General features: G+C 60.1%; 13 protein-coding genes and 1 rRNA gene. 7 read left to right on the top strand and 7 right to left on the bottom strand.

Translation table 11 applies throughout. The annotated features are described in order from the left end of the window. Nucleotides 1–60: 60 nt before the first annotated feature. The 3 genes from rrf (at nucleotide 61) to EKH79_RS18655 (ending at nucleotide 1427) form a co-directional block, all read left to right on the top strand. Nucleotides 61–175, top strand: a 5S ribosomal RNA gene (gene rrf / locus EKH79_RS18665). A gap of 235 nt (nucleotides 176–410) precedes the next feature. Next, nucleotides 411–1094: a rhomboid family intramembrane serine protease gene (locus EKH79_RS18660; RefSeq protein ID WP_233590396.1), complete on the top strand. Its 684-nt coding sequence runs from the start codon at nucleotides 411–413 to the stop codon at nucleotides 1092–1094. Between the two features lie 9 nt (nucleotides 1095–1103). Further along, the gene (locus EKH79_RS18655; protein WP_126675349.1) at nucleotides 1104–1427 is read left to right on the top strand and encodes a DUF1820 family protein; all 324 of its coding nucleotides are present in this window, start codon (nucleotides 1104–1106) and stop codon (nucleotides 1425–1427) included. Nucleotides 1428–1430: 3 nt separating this feature from the next. Here the strand turns inward: EKH79_RS18655 and EKH79_RS18650 are convergent, their stop codons facing one another. Further along, nucleotides 1431–2159, bottom strand: a complete 729-nt coding sequence (locus EKH79_RS18650) for a glutamine amidotransferase (protein ID WP_126675348.1) — start codon at nucleotides 2157–2159, stop codon at nucleotides 1431–1433. 35 nt (nucleotides 2160–2194) lie between these two features. Next, a complete protein-coding gene (gene tfpB / locus EKH79_RS18645) occupies nucleotides 2195–4012 on the bottom strand; it encodes a type IV pilus assembly ATPase TfpB (RefSeq protein ID WP_126675347.1) in 1818 nt (605 codons plus the stop codon). A gap of 96 nt (nucleotides 4013–4108) precedes the next feature. On the opposite strand from tfpB, the gene glyQ reads away from it, so the two are divergent. Further along, nucleotides 4109–5020, top strand: coding sequence for a glycine--tRNA ligase subunit alpha (gene glyQ / locus EKH79_RS18640; protein ID WP_126675346.1), 912 nt, complete (start codon nucleotides 4109–4111; stop codon nucleotides 5018–5020). Beyond that, on the top strand, nucleotides 5017–7164 hold the full coding sequence (glyS, locus tag EKH79_RS18635) for a glycine--tRNA ligase subunit beta (protein WP_126675345.1): 2148 nt from the start codon (nucleotides 5017–5019) through the stop codon (nucleotides 7162–7164). The genes glyQ and glyS overlap by 4 nt, the downstream gene beginning before the upstream one ends. Before the next feature lie 65 nt (nucleotides 7165–7229). On the opposite strand, the gene EKH79_RS18630 is transcribed toward glyS, so the two are convergent. After that, on the bottom strand, nucleotides 7230–7811 hold the full coding sequence (locus EKH79_RS18630; protein ID WP_126675344.1) for a helix-turn-helix domain-containing protein: 582 nt from the start codon (nucleotides 7809–7811) through the stop codon (nucleotides 7230–7232). Between the two features lie 535 nt (nucleotides 7812–8346). Here EKH79_RS18630 and EKH79_RS18625 point away from each other — a divergent pair. Beyond that, on the top strand, nucleotides 8347–9213 hold the full coding sequence (locus EKH79_RS18625) for a YbaY family lipoprotein (protein WP_126675343.1): 867 nt from the start codon (nucleotides 8347–8349) through the stop codon (nucleotides 9211–9213). 75 nt (nucleotides 9214–9288) lie between these two features. Here the strand turns inward: EKH79_RS18625 and EKH79_RS18620 are convergent, their stop codons facing one another. The 4 genes from EKH79_RS18620 to mnmG all read right to left on the bottom strand — a co-directional run bounded on the left by EKH79_RS18620 (nucleotide 9289) and on the right by mnmG (nucleotide 16716). After that, nucleotides 9289–11331, bottom strand: a complete 2043-nt coding sequence (locus tag EKH79_RS18620; RefSeq protein ID WP_126675342.1) for an autotransporter domain-containing protein — start codon at nucleotides 11329–11331, stop codon at nucleotides 9289–9291. A gap of 176 nt (nucleotides 11332–11507) precedes the next feature. After that, nucleotides 11508–13841, bottom strand: a complete 2334-nt coding sequence (locus EKH79_RS18615) for a Tex family protein (protein ID WP_126675341.1) — start codon at nucleotides 13839–13841, stop codon at nucleotides 11508–11510. Between the two features lie 157 nt (nucleotides 13842–13998). Further along, on the bottom strand, nucleotides 13999–14766 hold the full coding sequence (locus EKH79_RS18610; RefSeq protein ID WP_126675340.1) for an RDD family protein: 768 nt from the start codon (nucleotides 14764–14766) through the stop codon (nucleotides 13999–14001). 72 nt (nucleotides 14767–14838) lie between these two features. Next, entirely contained in the window at nucleotides 14839–16716 is a 1878-nt protein-coding gene (mnmG, locus tag EKH79_RS18605) for a tRNA uridine-5-carboxymethylaminomethyl(34) synthesis enzyme MnmG (RefSeq protein ID WP_126675339.1), read from the bottom strand. Nucleotides 16717–17200: 484 nt separating this feature from the next. On the opposite strand from mnmG, the gene EKH79_RS18600 reads away from it, so the two are divergent. Then, a complete protein-coding gene (locus EKH79_RS18600) occupies nucleotides 17201–17440 on the top strand; it encodes a hypothetical protein (protein ID WP_233590395.1) in 240 nt (79 codons plus the stop codon). Nucleotides 17441–17469 lie beyond the last annotated feature (29 nt).

Genomic DNA, 17469 nt, shown 5'->3' with positions numbered 1-17469 from the left:
CCATGGCTGGACTCTTCAAAGTTTGAAGCCGGCGCACCCGTGCGCTGCTTCAACCCTTTCCCTGGCGGCTATAGCGCTGTGGCCCCACCCGATCCCATCCCGAACTCGGAAGTGAAACGCAGCTGCGCCGATGGTAGTGTGGCATTGCCCATGCAAGAGTAGGTCACCGCCAGGGGCTTTATCCTTAAAACCCTCACCGTTCTCGGTGAGGGTTTTTTCTTGCGCAGCACAACTTCACTGTGCGATGTGCCGGACGGAAACCTTTAAGCAACGTACGACAGGCACCCGCTAAGATGCTCGAACATTGAGCGCCCGAAAGTGCAACTGGACGAACGGAATCGAGGCACGCCAATCGCCTATGATTGGTCATCGGATCAGCTCGACCGATGCACTCGTCGAGGAGAAGAGCCGTGTTCGTCAACGTTGAAACCAGACGTCAGCCACGATTGCATTGGGCGGCGACACTGCTGATCTGCCTTTGTGTCGTTGCCTTCATCGTGCTCGCGCTGATGCCGACGCCCCGGCGCAACACCTTTCTGCTGGAGTGGGGCACGATTCCGGCCAATATCTTCGACGCGCATCAGCCCGTCTGGCAGCAGCTACGCGATCCAGCATTGCTGCGTTTGTTCACGGCGTTGTTCATTCACACCCAATGGCTGCATCTGTTGAGCAACTTGCTCTTCTTGATGATCTTTGGCGTTCCAGCGGAGCGGACATTGGGATCGGTCCGCTTTCTAGTGCTCTTCCTGCTGGGAGGCGTGGTGGCGAACTTCGCCGGTGCAGTCTCGCTACCGGGAGATGCCAGACCCATCATCGGCTGCAGCGGCGCAGTTTCCGCGATCCTCGGGGCTTATGTATCGCTCTTTCCGCGTGCGCGCCTGGGTCTGGTTTTGCCATTGGGTTTCTATCTCGAATTCGTGCGAGTTCCCGCGTTCTTGTTGATAGGTATCTGGGCGCTCCTGCAATTGCTCTTTAGCTACGTGGGCCCCAGTTATGGCGGTTATGCCTGGTGGACGCACGTTGCAGGATTCCTGTTCGGCGCACTGTTCGCGCTGATATCACGAGGCGCCATTATGCGTCGCATGCGTCGCTAGAATAGTGCCATGCGCAATAAGAAACTTTACAAAGTCACCTTCCTGCACCTGGGCAAGTGCTACGAGCTTTACGCGCACCACGTCGCGTCGAGCGGCTTGTGGGGCTTCACCGAAGTGGGCGAGCTAGTTTTCGAGCCGGCGGGTGAAGGCCTGGTGGTTGATCCGACCGAAGAGCGTCTACGCGACGAGTTCAAAGACACGCGTGTGCTTCACTTGCCGATGCAGGCCGTTGTTCGCATCGAAGAAGTGGAACGCAAAGGTGCACTCGCCATTCGCGATGCGGCAGATGGCCAGAAGGTAACGCCATTTCCGATGCCACCGCGTAACCGCTGAAAATCAGCGCGGACCGCGATTCAAGCCGTGGTGTCTCGAGAACATCTTCAGAAAGCGCCGCGCATTGGGCGTCGCGGCGACCTGCCGGAACGTATGATGCGGGTCGAATCCCTCGCGCCGCATGTCGTGATGTTTGCGTTTGATGTACGCACGCATCACGTCGGCGTTGAATTCCGGGTGAAATTGCACGCTCACTGCATTCTTGCCGTAGCGAAGCAAATGATGCGGGTCTCGCTCGGAGCGCGCGAGTATGCGAGTACCCGCGGGGACTTCCATAACGCTCTGCTCATGCGTGGTGTGCGCGCGAAAAACCGCAGGCAGATGGGAAGTCAGCGAGTCTTGTTCTGCGCCGGGTAACAACTCGATGGGCAGCGTGCCGATTTCACGACCGCCAGTGAGGTAGTCCACGCGGCCGCCCAGCGCATGCGCCATCAATTGATGGCCATAACAAACGCCGAGCAACGGAAGGTCGATGTCCATCGCGTTGCGAATCCATCCGGCAGTCCGTTCACTCCATGGCGCCTTGTCCGTCACCATTGCCGCCGAGCCGGTAATCAGCGCCCCCGAGACTTCTTCTGGAGCGGGCAGTGTTTCACCCGCAGCGACGTTCACAACGTGCAACTGTTGCGGCACCAATTGCGTGCCTAGTCGGAACCAATGCGGAAAATCACCAAACCGTGCGCGAATGTTGTCCGGTGCTTGGCCGGTGCGAATGATCAGAACAGGTTTCATGGAGCGCGATGCAATAAAGGGTGGATAAGGGTCGGTCAAGGTTGCGAATCGTCCGTGTGCTCGACGGGCGGTAGCACGTTCATCACTTCCTGCACCGTGGTCACTCCACGCGCGACCTGGTCCGCAGCGGAAATGCGCAAAGGCCGCATGCCCTCGTTCAAGGCCGCCTTGCCGAAATGAATCAAATCGAGCTGTGCAGTCACCATGCTACGCAAGCGCGGGCTTAAGACCATCATTTCATAAATGCCGGTACGTCCGAGAAACCCGGTGTTCCGGCATTCCAGGCAGCCGACCGGTTTAAAGACGCGCTCTGGGACAGGCATCGACCAGCCGTGCGTCAGCACCGTCCATTCATGCGGATCCTGCTGCGCTTCGATCTTGCAATGTGCGCAGAGCGTGCGCACCAAACGTTGCGCGACGATGCCCGAAAGTGTCGATTGAATCAGATAGTGCGGTACGCCTAGATCGAGCAAGCGTGTCACCGCACTGGGCGCATCGTTCGTGTGCAACGTGGACAGCACCAGATGCCCCGTCAGCGATGCCTGAACCGCCATCTGCGCCGTTTCAAGGTCGCGAATTTCGCCGACCATGATGATGTCCGGGTCCTGTCGCAGCAACGTGCGTACGCCTGCTGCAAAATCGAGGTCGATCGACGCCTGCACCTGCATCTGATTGAATTCCGGCGACACCATTTCGATCGGGTCTTCGACTGTGCAGACGTTGATGTCGGGTGTCGCGAGATGTTTTAGCGTGGAATAGAGCGTCGTCGTCTTGCCCGAACCCGTAGGGCCGGTCACCAGCACGATGCCATGTGGACGTTCGACCAGACCACGCCACAACGTATCTTCCGACGGTGAAAAACCCAACTGCGAAAAGTCCTTCGCAACGATTTCCGGATCAAAAATACGCATCACCAGCTTCTCGCCGAATGCCGTCGGCATGCTGGAGATACGCAACTCGACTTCGCGTCCCGTAGTCGCTCGCGTCTTGATACGGCCATCCTGCGGGCGCCGTTTCTCGGCAACGTCCATGCGCGAAAGAATCTTGATGCGTGACGTCACCGCCGTCATCACTGCAGGTGGTAGCTCGAATACTTTGTGCATCACACCGTCGATGCGGAATCGCATCATGCCGGCGTCACGGCGTGGTTCAAGGTGAATATCCGACGCACGCTGTTCAAAGGCGTACTGCAACAACCAGTCCACGATGTGCACGACGTGCCGATCGTCAGCACCGACTTCGCCGGCTTTGCCAAGCTCCAGCAATTGCTCGAAGTTGAGCAGTGCTGATGAAGAGTCGGAAGCCTTCGCATCGGTCGCGAGGCGGATCGAGCGTTGGACGCCGTAAAACTCCTGCAGATAGCGATTGATATCGATCGGGCTGGCGACGACCCGATGCACATCACGACGCAGCATCTGGGCAAGATCTTTGGCCCATGACATGTCGAAGGGTTCGGCCGTTGCAAACGTCACTTCGCCCGGTGCCGATGCGACCGGCAAGATGCGATGCCGCTGTGCGTAGGCGTGGCTCACCACCTGCGTCACCACGCCCACGTTGATCTTCATCGGGTCGATCTTGAGATAGGGCAGACCCGCATGCCCGGCCAGCCATTCAGTCAGACCTTCCAGGCTGAGCGGGCGCCCCGGATCGCGCAGATTGACGAACTTCGCATTGGCGATGACCACCAATGGATGGAGGTCCACGGTGCTGCGGCCCGCGCGATGTCCTAGTCTCAGCTCCTTGGCGCCATCGGCCGAAATATGGCCATCGACCACCAACGCGGCAAGCACGTCTTCCAGCGACAACCGGCCACGCCGGCCGAGCAAGGAGGCTATTTGTGGGGTTACTGCCATCTGCGTAGGTCCCGTCGTGCCTTTTAATCGCCGGAAAACAGCGAAAAGATGCGCTACGGCTATACTAACGCGCTTTACACACGGTTACGGAAAGCGATGTCCGCACCTACTTTCCAGGATGTGATCCAGACCCTCAACCGCTACTGGGCGGCGCAGGGTTGTGTGCTTCTGCAGCCTCTCGATACCGAGGTTGGCGCCGGCACCTTCCACCCCGCCACGTTCCTGCGTGCCCTGGGTCCCGAGCCATGGGCTGCCGCTTATGTGCAGCCTTCGCGCCGGCCTACCGACGGCCGATACGGCGAGAACCCCAATCGCCTGCAGCATTACTACCAGTACCAGGTGGTGATGAAGCCGAATCCCGAGAACATTCTCGAGCTGTACATCGGCTCATTGAAGGAACTCGGTCTCGATCCGCAGGTGCACGACCTGCGTTTCGTGGAAGACAACTGGGAATCGCCCACGTTGGGTGCCTGGGGGCTGGGCTGGGAAGTGTGGCTCAACGGTATGGAAGTCACGCAGTTCACCTACTTCCAGCAAGCCGGTGGCTTGGAGTGCAGGCCGGTGACTGGTGAAATCACATACGGTCTTGAGCGTCTTGCGATGTATCTGCAAAACGTCGACAACGTCTACGACCTCGTCTGGACCGACGGCCCGCACGGCAAAGTGACGTACGGCGATGTGTTCCATCAGAACGAAGTCGAGCAGAGCACCTATAACTTCGAACACGCCAACGTGGCGGAGTTGCTGCGTTGGTTCGACGTGTGCGAAAGCGAAGCCAATAAGCTCATCGCTGTGGGCCTGCCGCTGCCTGCCTATGAGCAGGTGATGAAAGCCAGTCACACGTTCAATCTGCTCGATGCGCGCCGTGCGATCAGCGTGACGGAACGCCAGCGTTACATTCTGCGTGTGCGCACGCTGTCGCGCAGCGTTGCCGAAACGTATGTCGCGCAGCGTGAAAAGCTCGGCTTTCCGGGTCTGAAGAACAAGAAGAAGGAGCAGGCCGCATGAGCGCCGCCAAGTCATTGCTCATCGAGCTGGGCACGGAAGAGCTGCCGCCCAAGGCGCTGGATGAACTGGGCGCAGCATTTCTGCGCGGCATCTGCGACGGGCTGAGCAAGCGCGGTATCGAAGCGCCGTTGGATCAGGCGAAACTCTTCGCCACGCCGCGGCGTTTGGCCGTCCATATTCCACAGGTGCCGGTTGCACAACCGGATCAAGCGTTCGAGCGTCGTGGACCCGCGGTCAACGCGGCCATGGATGCCGATGGCAACCCCGGCAAAGCGCTGATCGGTTTTGCGCAATCATGTGGCGTGACCGTCGAGCAGCTGGAAAAGCTGGAAACCGAAAAAGGTGCATGGTTTGTCTTTCGCACCGTGAAACCTGGCCAGTTGGTATCCCAGCTGATTCCCGAGATTGTCGACGAGGCGCTCAAGGGTCTGCCGATTCCCAAGCCCATGCGCTGGGCCGATCACGATTACACCTTCGTGCGTCCCGTGCACTGGCTCGTGCTGTTACACGGCGCGGAAATCATCGATGGCGTTGTGCTCGGCCTCAAGAGCGGTCGCAAATCGCGCGGTCATCGTTTCATGCATCCGCAACCCGTGCATGTTGCCGATGCCGACAGCTGGCCCGACGCGATGCGCATGGCAAAGGTGATTGCCGATCCCGCCGAACGTCGCCAACGCATTCGCGATCAAGTTGCGCATGCTGCAAAGCAGACCGGTGGCACGCCGCGGCTGGACGATGCGCTATTGGATGAAATCGCCAATCTCACCGAATGGCCCGTCGCGATCGCCTGCACATTTGAACGCGAATTCCTGAGCGTGCCGCCGGAAGCGTTGGTGACCACGATGGAAGCCAACCAGAAATTCGTGCCGGTTTTCGACGCACAGGGCGCGCTCACCGAGCACTTCATTGGTGTCGCCAACGTCGAAAGCAAGCATCCGAACGAAATTCGCAAAGGCTACGAACGCGTCATTCGCCCGCGCTTCGCCGATGCGAAATTCTTCTGGGACGAAGATCTGAAAACACCGCTTGCCAGCTATCAGGAAGCGCTCAAGAGCGTGACCTACCAGCAAGCGCTTGGCAGTTTGTGGGACAAGAGCGTGCGCGTGGCCGATCTCGCCCGTATTACCGCCAATCGCGTTGGCGTGGATGCAGGCCTGGCAACGCGTGCTGCCAGCTTGGCCAAGTGCGATCTGTTGACGCGCATGGTGGGTGAGTTTCCGGAATTGCAGGGCGTGATGGGGCGCTACTACGCGCAACACGAATACGAATCGCCGGACGTGGCCGAGGCGCTGGACAGCGTCTATAAGCCGCGTTTTGCTCGAGACACGATTGCCAAAGGCAAAGTCGGACAAGTGCTCGCGGTCGCCGAACGCGTCGACACGCTGGCAGGTATTTTCGCCGTCGGTCTGAAGCCAAGCGGCAACAAGGATCCTTTCGCACTACGTCGCGCAGCGCTAGGTCTTGCGCGTACCTTGATCGAAGGCGGACTCGATCTCGATCACAAAGCACTTTTCACCGAGGCGTTGGAATTGCTGCCCGACGCCGCGCTTGCTGCTGGCGTAAAGCCGGGGAAAGACGGCAAGATTCCGGCCTTCGATATCGGTCAACGCCGTTCTGCATTGGTGTCCGAACTCAACGACTTCGTGCTCGAGCGCCTGCGCGGTTATTACGCCGAACAGGGATTCACCACCGAACAATATGAAGCCGTATTGGCCGTGGCACCGGCGAGTCTGGTCGATTTCGATCATCGCTTGCGTGCCGTGGTCGAATTCGGACGTCGCGCTGAGGCGATCAGTCTTGCAGGTGCCAACAAGCGTGTGGCCAACATCCTGCGCAAGCAGCAGGAAGAGCACGGCGCGCAAAGCATTGGCGAGCGGGTCGATCCTGCGCATTTCGAAGCCGATGCGGAACGCGCGCTCGCACAGGCGCTGGAAGCGGCGCAAGCCGACAATGCAGGACCGCTGGAGCGTCGCGATTACACGGCGGTGCTCGCACGTCTTGCACAGTTGCAGGCGCCGGTGGATGCGTTCTTCGACAACGTGCTTGTCAACGCAGAGAACCCGGCCGTGCGCGCCAACCGCCTCGCTTTGTTGGGGCGTCTCAACGCGCAATTCACTGCCATTGCAGACATTGCGCGCCTGTAAGTCGCGCATTGGCCGGAAATAAAAAAAGCAGCCCGGTGGCTGCCTTTTTTATCGTACCTACGCGGTCAGGACGACAAGCGGCTCATCGGGCGCGTGCCCTTGAGGCGTTCGGCAAGACGATGGTTGAACGCCACCATCGCTGCCGCATCGACGTCGCTGCCACCCGGGCCGAGAATGTCGTACAGCTCAGCGAGCATGTCGGAATTTTCCGCCATCGTCAGACGGCTATCGGCCAGATCCAGCTCCGATTGCAGAATGCGCAACGCGGTGTTCAGCCGCTGCGAATCCATGCCGATGGAGCGCACGCCGTCCGTGCCGTTCGCGCTGCGCAGTGCGTGGCGATGTCGTTGTGCCGCGACGGTGTCCGAAGACGCCGAGTCGTCATGATTCACGCTGTTCGGGTCGATTTGCATCGAGCCTTCGCCCGCGACCAGCCAGACCAGGGAGATGCCCAGCGTACGGGCAAGCGTTACGCAACGTGCACGCGAGGGATCGGTATTGCCGTCTCGCCAACTACGCACAACACCTTCGGAGAAACCGCACATGCGTGCAATCTCTGTCACGCTGCCGACGCGCTGAATCAGCATCTTGATGCGATCGGAGAAGTTCGTCGAAGGTTCGGGAATTGAATTTACATGCAGATTCATCACAAAGTTCCGCCGTTATTTCTGATGCCGTTTCGGCAAATTCTTGTTGGCAATCCTGCTTCCCAGATGTGCATTGATCGCGGCAATTTCCCGGATAAATCCGCACGAATTTGCGATCTATTGCGCTATCAAGTCATCCGTTTGCGGGTAAACGCGTCAGTTCAAACAGGGTTGACAAGTACGAAACCCCTATTTGCAAGAAGCTGCGTCGCGCCCATTAGAACATCGCTAAAAGTTGCGTTCCGATGCGAAAAGTTGCGTTGTGCTGCGCATTCGTGAAGAGGGCGTGATCGAAAGATGTCGCCGGGATACCCTAGAAAAGCAGTCGGCATTCCCTGTGGCTCCAACCAGCCGGCCACCGATACGCCCAAGAATCATGCGCTTACATACGCGGGCGAATGGAGTTTGGCGGCGTTTGACTTTTCCAGCCCGAAAGTTTGGGCTATTCTCTGAGGCTCCCCCGCGCGGATGTTGGCGGCGCTGATGCGTCACGCATGTCTCGCGTTCGAATCGTTCCAACCTGAGGTTTCAATCCATGCGCAGCGTTGTTTGGTCGCTGATGACAGTGGCAGCGGTTGCTCTGGCCGGCTGCAGTAACTCTTCCAGTCCGTCGTCTTCGGCGCCGGCATCGGATGGCAGCACGGCAGCAGCCCCCGCCGGTCCTGCTACAAGTGTTTCCGGTACCGTCACCCTTCGCGGCGATATCAAGCCGTCGCCCCAGGACTCGCTGGAGATCAAGCTGGTCGACGCGACAGCGCAGGGTTCCGCACCGCTGGCAACCAAGACGATCTCGCCGGCCACCACGTTCCCGCAGTCGTTCGAGCTGAATTTCAATGCAGCGGACGTCGCCGCCAACGACATGTATGTCGTGCAGGCCACCCTGACCGATGGCGATCGTCATTACACGATGCCGTTGCAGGCGCCGGTGCTGACGCAGGGTCATGCGACCGCCAACATCGCGATCGAACTCGCGCCGGAACAGACGCCAGGCGAAAAGCTTCTGGTCCAGTTCCAAGCCGTGCAGAAGCAGATTGGCGGCATGAAGCGCTCCAGCGGCACGCAGCTTGAGAAAGATGCATCGCGCGCGTGGCAGGTGTTCCGTGATGGCGGCCAGGTGAAGTTCATTCGTGAACTCGTCGACTACGGCGACAAGGGTTTCACCAGCACCGATTACGCCTACAAAGACGGCAAGCCGTGGGTCGTACAGCAGCAGAAGAAGGCGAGCCAGTCGGCCAGTGCGACGTCGACCGATACGGCTGGCTGGGGCGACGACGGTTCGCTCGTGCTGAAGACGCATCAGGCCGGTGGTAACACGCAGCCGCTTAGCGATGACGATGCCAATAACCTGCAGCAGCAGGCCAACACCATCCTCAAGCTGGCTACGGGCGGCAAGGGCAAGTAAGCCACCGCGCAAAATCGGCTCATAAAAAAAGCCGTCCGCATTGCGGACGGCTTTTTTGTTGCGCGTGAAGCCGGTTTAGAACCCGAGCTTCAAACCAATGTTGAGGCTGTTGTAGCGCTGCGCGTTGTCGGCGAAGTGACCGTAGTAGCTGACCCAGCCCTGGAGATTCGGAGTGAGCTGCGCAAGCACGCCGACGCTGGCTGTGCCCCAGTTCTTGTCGGGCGTAAAGCCGGCCATTTCGAAGCTGCCGTTCATGCTGTTGAGACCTGCGGTAACCATGTCGGTAGCGGCGCGGCTATCGTGGTTCCAGCCCAGTTCGACGAAGGGTGACAACGCCATGCTCTGTGTCTGCCAGTTGCCTTGCAGGCGCCAGCCCAGCGTGCTGATTAGCGCGTCGCGTTCCTGACGGCCGAACCACATGGCTGTCGCATCGTCGCCACCTTCGTTGTAACCGTTGATGCGAACATCCTGATATTCGAAGTTCGCAAACGGACCGGTCTTCAGGCTGCCCACATCGAACCAGTAGCCACCGTGAATACCAGCGCCCACGTAGGAGCCGTCGGTCTTGCCGTTTTCATTCGTACGCGCGTCACCGATGTAGAAAACGCGATTGATGTTCGTGTAGCTGGCCTGACCAAAATCACCGTAGACGCCGGCATACGCACCTGCGGAGTGCCAGGTCAGGTAACCCAGTCCCGTCAGTGCCTGCAGATCGTAACCGCCGCCACCGCTGACATCGGCGTAGTGCTCACCGATACCGAGGCCGACACCCGCGGAGAAGTCGTCGTTGATTTTCACGTCGGCACCCGTGGTCAGGTCGACGTTGTTGCTCGTCGTCTTCGGTGCGCCAGCACTCGAATCGAATTGCTGGTTCGAGTAGTTGATGCTGGCAAAAGCGCGCGTCGTGCTGCCGAAGTTGTCGGCCATCATCTGATCGCGAATGGCAGCCGTCTGCGTCGTGGCCGCTGCAAGCGGTGCTTCCTGCAGCAACGAAATCTGCTGCGGCGCTGCCAGTTCGGACAACACGGCCTGAGCCAGCATGCGATCGGCTGCGGTGGTCGGATGCACACCGTCGGCGAACAGGTAAGAGCTATTCGTGCCCGGTGCGTAGGTGTAAGGCAAGCCAGAACCTTGCGGACCGCACTCCACCGAGCTGGAGCCCACGCCGCACGCCGGCGTCGTGACGTTGCTGAAACCGTATCGACCCGGATTGGCGATCACCTGATTGAGCAAGGCATACGCATTGACCGGGATGATGCCCTTGCCGAGCTGGCCCAGACCCGCATTGAGCTGAGCGTTGAAGACCACGCTCAACGCGGTCAGTGCGGCGGCGGCCGTCGGACCCTCTTCGGTGGCATCCGGCGTCAGGCCGATGTTCGGAAGATTGAACACCAGGATGTTTTTCGCGCCTGCGCCCTGCAGCGCGCCCAGCAGCTTCACTTCCTGCTGTGCCGCAGCGACGATGCTCGCTTCGGCCTGCGCCTGCGTTTGCAGACTGGCGACGCCGGCTTGCGCAGCAACGGCGGCTTCGACCTGCTGCGTCACGGTGGGTGTGATCTGCGCTTCGAACGCTGCAATCGCCGTGGGGTTGTTCGGAATAATGTTATTCGCAATGGCCGCAGCAACTTCGGTTTGAATCGTCTGCTGGATCAGCGCCGGAACGGCCGCGGCAGCGCCTGCGGATGTGGCAGCGTAGAAGATGTCGTTCGCGCCGCCCCACATGGTGTAGAGGGCGTTGGCCTTGACCTTGTTCGTGGCCAGATAGTCAGTGACTTGCGTGGTGATCGTCGGCACCGCCGCCGGCGTTCCCGGCGAGTTGTTGAAGATGCCCGCGCCACCCCATGCGTAATCGCTGCCACCGGCGAGCGACGCCGTCAGCGAATAGCCCAGAGCCTTGGATACGTTCTGCACCACCACGGCACCCGGGTTCGTGGTGAATTCCAGCGGAGGCTGGATGCTCGGATCGGTGGCCAGCGAAATATTGCCGGCGTCGCTCAAGCTATCGCCGAAGACGATGACGCCACTGAACGTGGAGTTGGGGTTGCCAGTCGCCTGGGCCGTGCCAATGAGGCCGAGGGCCAGCGCAATGGCGCCAGCGATCTTGCGAGGTTGAACCATGGTGCCTGCTCCTGCGTTTGTTATAGGGAAGTTACGTTAATGCATGCCATACGTCTGCGCATGCTGCGCTGCAAGCAAACGGGCCCTTCGCAGGAAATTGAGCCGACCCCACCGGCTAAAGGCTCGCTCCCCACGGCCTTCGGATCGGGCGCCTCAGACGCCCGATCCGCGATACATCAGCGTTTCAAAGCACGCGTCATGGCATCGGCGAACGCGCTGTTGGCTGGCGCCGCAGCGGGTTTCGAGGGAGCGTTGCCGCCAGGCCGCGGACCGCGATTCTCGCGAGGCCCGTTGCGTGATTCACCCGCACCCGCCGCTTGACGTCCCCCACGAGCCTGCCCGGGCTCGTCGTCCAGGCGCATCGACAAACCGATGCGCTGGCGCGGAATGTCCACTTCCATGACTTTGACCTTCACGATATCGCCCGCTTTCACCGCGTCGCGCGGATCTTTGACGAAGGTATGTGAAAGCGCCGAGACGTGGACCAGTCCGTCCTGATGGACGCCGATATCCACGAACGCGCCGAACGCGGCGACATTGGTGACGCGGCCTTCGAGAATCATGCCGGGTTTGAGATCTTTCAGATCTTCCACGCCTTCGGCAAAACTCGGTGCGACAAATTCGGGGCGCGGATCGCGGCCCGGTTTCTCTAGTTCCTTGAGAATGTCGCGCACGGTCGGCACGCCGAAGCGTTCGTCGGTGTATTGCTCGGCTTTCAGGCTGCGCAGAAAACTCGTGTCGCCGACGATGCTTTTCACTTCGCGGCCGCACTGCGCAATGATGCGCTCGACCACCGGATACGCTTCCGGATGCACTGCGCTCGCATCAAGCGGATTATCGCCATTGGGTACACGCAAGAAGCCCGCGCATTGTTCGAACGCCTTGTCACCCAGACGCGGCACCTTCAATAGCGCTTTGCGATTGGCGAAAGGACCATTTGCGTCGCGGTGTTTCACCACGTTGTCGGCCACGCTTGCTGACAGACCGGCGACACGCGAAAGCAGTGCAGCCGAAGCAGTGTTGACGTCCACGCCCACCGCATTCACGCAGTCTTCCACTTTGGCGTCGAGCGCGCGCGCAAGTTTCACCTGATTGACGTCGTGCTGATATTGGCCAACACCAATTGCCTTCGGTTCGATCTTCACCAACTCGGCAAGCGGATCCTGCAAACGGCGCGCGATGGACACCGCGCCACGCAAACTCACGTCGACATCGGGAAATTCCTTGGCGGCGACTTCGGATGCCGAATACACCGATGCGCCCGCTTCGCTCACGACGATCTTGGAAAGTTTCAGCTCCGCATGCTTCTTGATCAGTTCGCCCGCCAGCTTGTCGGTTTCGCGCGACGCCGTGCCGTTGCCGATCGCGATGAGATTCACGCCGTGCTGCTTGCTCAACACCGCAAGGCGAGCCAGTGACTGATCCCACTGATTGCGTGGTTCATGCGGATACACCGTGTCGGTAGCAAGCAACTTGCCCGTCGCATCGACGACGGCGACTTTCACGCCCGTACGAATGCCAGGATCAAGACCCATGACGGTTTTTGCACCGGCGGGCGCAGCGAGCATCAAATCCTTGAGGTTGTCACCGAATACGCGAATCGCCTCGTCTTCAGCGCTTTCACGCACGCGGCCGAACAGATCGAGCGTGAGATGCAAATGCAATTTCACGCGCCACGTCATGCGCACGGTTTCACGCAGCCATGCATCCGCTGCGCGGCCGCGATCGATGATGCCGGCGTGCACAGCAACGCGGCCTTCGCCTTCGATGTGACCTTGTTCGGCTTCGACAGCGGGCGCGAGTTCAAGCTCGATCACGCCTTCGTTGCGCGCACGCATCAACGCGAGCAGGCGGTGCGAGGGGATCTTGCCGATCGCCTCCATGTGATCGAAATAGTCGCGGAATTTCGCGCCTTCGTTTTCCTTGCCTTCGACGACCTTCGCGCGAATCTGTCCTTTCTCCCACAGCCAATCGCGCAGGTCGCCAAGCAGCTGCGCATCTTCGGCAATGGTTTCCATCAGTATCGCGCGTGCGCCATCCAGTGCGGCGCGTACATCGGCGACACCTTTTTCGGCGTCGACAAACGCTTCGGCAAAAACCTCTGGCGATTGCGTGGGATCTTCGCGAAGACCTGTGGCGAGCGGCTCAAGTCCTGCTTCGCGTGCAATCTGTGCTTTGGTGCGGCGCTTGGGTTTGTATGGCAGGTAAAGATCTTCCAGTCGCGCCTTCGTGTCGGCAGCGAGAATGTCGCCTTTCAGCGCATCGGTCATCTTGCCTTGTTCGTCAATGCTCGCGAGGATCGCCGCGCGGCGCTCTTCCAGTTCGCGCAGATAGCGCAGGCGTTCTTCCAGCAAACGCAATTGCGTGTCATCGAGACCGCCCGTGGCTTCTTTGCGGTAGCGTGCGATGAATGGCACGGTAGCGCCACCATCGAGCAATTCTACAGCGGCGCGTACTTGTTCCGGTTTGCCGGCGATGTCTTGAGCAATGCGTTGTTCGATACTAAGCATGAGACTGAAAAATTCCTTGAGCTTGCGTGTCGCGTTAAATCAGAGAATCAGATCGGCCAAGTCACCGATAATAACAAGGGATGACCGATGGCATGCGCAAATAACATGAAAAAAAAGGCGCGATCCCGCAGGCCGCGCCGTTTCGTATGTCGCGAATTCAGGCGTTGAAGCTGCCGCGATCGCTGCTTGATTGCGGCCGCGGCGGCGGCAGTGCCTGAACGCTTCCGTTGAGCACGAGGGTGCTGGCCATCAGGTCGTGCAAGCCTTGTTTGCGTTGCGTCCAAGCGACCGCGAGATAGCAAATGACGGGAATCAATCCGAACACCAGCGACATCAACCGAACGACATTGCGTCCCGCCGAGCGAACGAAACTGATGCGTTGACCGTCCAGATCCGTCACGCGCAGACGGAGCGCCAGCTTGCCCGGCGTCGCCTGCCATTTGGATGCTTCAAACAACGTGTAGTAGATGTACGTGATGATGATCGACGCGAAGGTCGAACTTTCCGTGGCGTCCACGTAATCGTGAAGCGCCTTCGTCATGTCTGCGTTGCTTTGAAATTGAGCGATGAAATGCGTATACGCTTCCACGCCGCCCAGCATGTAGGCGGCAATCATCGATGGAATGGTGAGAATGATCAGATCGATGATCCACGCACCGACGCGCTGCCAGAAACCGGCGTAATCGAACGCAGTGACGTTTGCCGACATGTGTACGGCTGCTTGCGGCGGCGCGTAGATGTTCGGAGTCGGCGGCGGCGTTGGGCGTTCTTGCGGAAAAAGAACCGATAACGGTTGCCAGTCGGCCAGTCCGTCGTACCAGCCCAGGTCGTCGCGGCTCAGCTGACCACTGCGCAGCCATTCCCTTATCTGGTCTTCCCGATAAGGGCCGTGACGTTCACCCTGGCGGCCAATCCACACTTCCATCGGCTATTCCTCGCTAAGCAGATGCGCATGATGCCATGCGTTTGCGAAGGATTGGACCGAGATGGATGACGCTCACGCCGCCGCACGGCGCTTCAGATGGACAAGCAGCAACGAAATGGCGGCAGGGGTCACGCCGCTGATGCGAGCGGCCTGGCCGATGGTCGCAGGCAGGCTGCGCTTGAGCTTCAGCAGCACTTCGGAGGAAAGGCCGCGTACCTTGTCATAGTCGAAGCTGGTCGGAATCGCCGTATTTTCATGACGGCGCTGACGCTCGATTTCCTCGCGCTGGCGCTCCAGATAGCCGGCATACTTGGTCTGCACTTCCACCTGCGCGGCGACGTCCTCGTGCTCGACGGCAGGGCCAAGTTCGGTCACGGAAGTCAGCTTCGCGTAATCGACCTGCGGGCGGCGAAGAAGATCCAGCGCGTTCGTTTCACGGCTGACCGCAATGCCAAGCTGGCGCTCGATCGCTGCACCCAGCGCATTGTTCGGCGCGGCCCACAGCGCACCCAGGCGCTGCACTTCGCGCTCTACCGCCTCGCGCTTTGCGCGCAGCGCATCGAAACGCTCCTGCGGCACCACGCCCAGCGCATGCCCGGTTTCGGTCAGACGCAGATCGGCGTTGTCTTCGCGCAAGTGCAGGCGGTACTCGGCGCGAGAGGTGAACATGCGATAGGGCTCGATCGTGCCATTGCTGGTCAGGTCATCGATCAGCACGCCGACGTAGGCCTCATCGCGGCGCGGATACCACGGTGCCTTGCCTTTTACGGCGAGCGCAGCGTTCAGGCCGGCGATCAGGCCCTGCGCGGCGGCTTCCTCATACCCGGTCGTGCCGTTGATCTGGCCGGCAAAGTACAGCCCTGGAATCGTCTTGGTTTCGAGCCACGGGTGAAGGCCGCGCGGGTCGAAGTAGTCATATTCGATGGCGTAGCCGGGCCGCGTGATGTGCGCGCGCTCGAAACCCTTGATCGAATGCACCAGCGCCAGCTGCACGTCGAACGGCAGCGAGGTGGAGATGCCGTTGGGGTAGATTTCGAAGCTGTCCAGGCCTTCCGGTTCGATAAAGATCTGATGCGAGCCCTTTTCGGCAAAGCGCACGACCTTGTCCTCGATCGACGGACAGTAACGCGGGCCAATGCCTTCGATCTGGCCGGTATAGAGCGGTGAACGGTCCAGCGCGCCCCGGATGATCTCGTGCGTGCGCTCGCTGGTATGCGTAATCCAGCAGCTGACCTGGCGTGGGTGGTCCGTGCGGGAGCCCAGGTAGGAGAACACGGGCGCTGGGTCGTCGCCGGGTTGTTCATCCAGATGGGTGAAGTCGATGCTGCGCAGGTCGATGCGCGGCGGGGTGCCGGTCTTCAGGCGATCGGCGGCCACCGGCAGCTCGCGCAGGCGCTGGGCGAGCGTGGTGGCCGGCGGATCGCCCGCACGGCCGCCGGCGTACTGGGCGGGCCCAATGTGAATCTTGCCCGCCAAAAAAGTGCCCGCCGTGAGCACAATTGACCTGGCGTGGAAAGAAAGGCCCATTTGCGTCACTACGCCGGTGACGCGGCCGTTCTCGATGATCAGATCGTCGACCGCCTGCTGGAACAGGTCGAGATTCGGCTGCGTCTCGACCGTCCGGCGAATCGCCGCCTTGTAGAGCGCGCGGTCGGCCTGGCAGCGCGTAGCGCGTACTGCCGGTCCCTTTGACGCGTTCAGCGTGCGCCACTGGATGCCCGCGCGATCGGCGGCCTGCGCCATGGCGCCGCCCAGCGCGTCGATTTCCTTCACCAAATGCCCTTTGCCGATGCCGCCAATGGCCGGATTGCAGCTCATCTGGCCGATCGTTTCGATGTTGTGGCTGAGCAGCAACGTACGCGCACCCGTGCGCGCCGCGGCCAGCGCAGCTTCGGTGCCGGCATGGCCGCCGCCGATCACGATCACGTCGTAGGAGGTCGGATGAAGCATCGGAATGGGCAAAATAAAGGGTTGGTCAGGGGCTTATGGTAATGCGCCCTCGGCTGCGAGGCATCCCTTACAGCAGACTGGCATGTTTTCTGCTTGAATATCCCCGCACTTTCACGGGCAGATGTCGCGCAGTTTGCGCACGGAGATCGGACGACAGGGGTCCATTCGCGTGCCGGGAGAGGAAGCAAGACGGCGCCCATTAGGGCGCCGTCGTTATTTTCGATCTCTTGAGATAAGAGATCTGGCGCCCGGCGGTCTCAGGAACAGGGGGAATCCAGGATGACCGTGTTGCCGGGCGCCAGAAACTGGCAAACGTTGCAGGGCTGAACGGCCGTTGCCGCTCCCCCTGAGCGTGGGTGGATCATGGCCCCAAACGCGTGAACATGGGGTGACTGAAACGCAAAATTATGCCGATGTACGGCAGCTGCTGACACAAAAGGTCACAGCGTGTTTTGGAGCAAATATGTTGTGTGAAGTACGTCACATGCTGGCACGCCTCATGCAGGTCTTCGGTGCAGGCCAAAGAGGGGAAGCCATCATGGACAACAGTAACGAGTTCGCACCGGTTTACATGCGTCACGACTTGATGATCGAGATTGGGCGCCTGGAAATGGCAATGGATCATCTCGAAGAGCGTGAACAAACGCAGCAACAGCAACTGCGTCCGCGTCTCGAGTCGCGCATGACTCACTTGCTTAGCGAGCTGGATCATCTGCCTGCGTAAGCAGCGACGTGTTTTTTGCGCCGCCCCGT

Source organism: Dyella dinghuensis (assembly GCF_003977615.1).
In the GTDB taxonomy this organism is placed as follows: Bacteria; Pseudomonadota; Gammaproteobacteria; order Xanthomonadales; family Rhodanobacteraceae; genus Dyella_B; species Dyella_B dinghuensis.
This window is presented reverse-complemented; position numbering and strand designations above follow the sequence as displayed.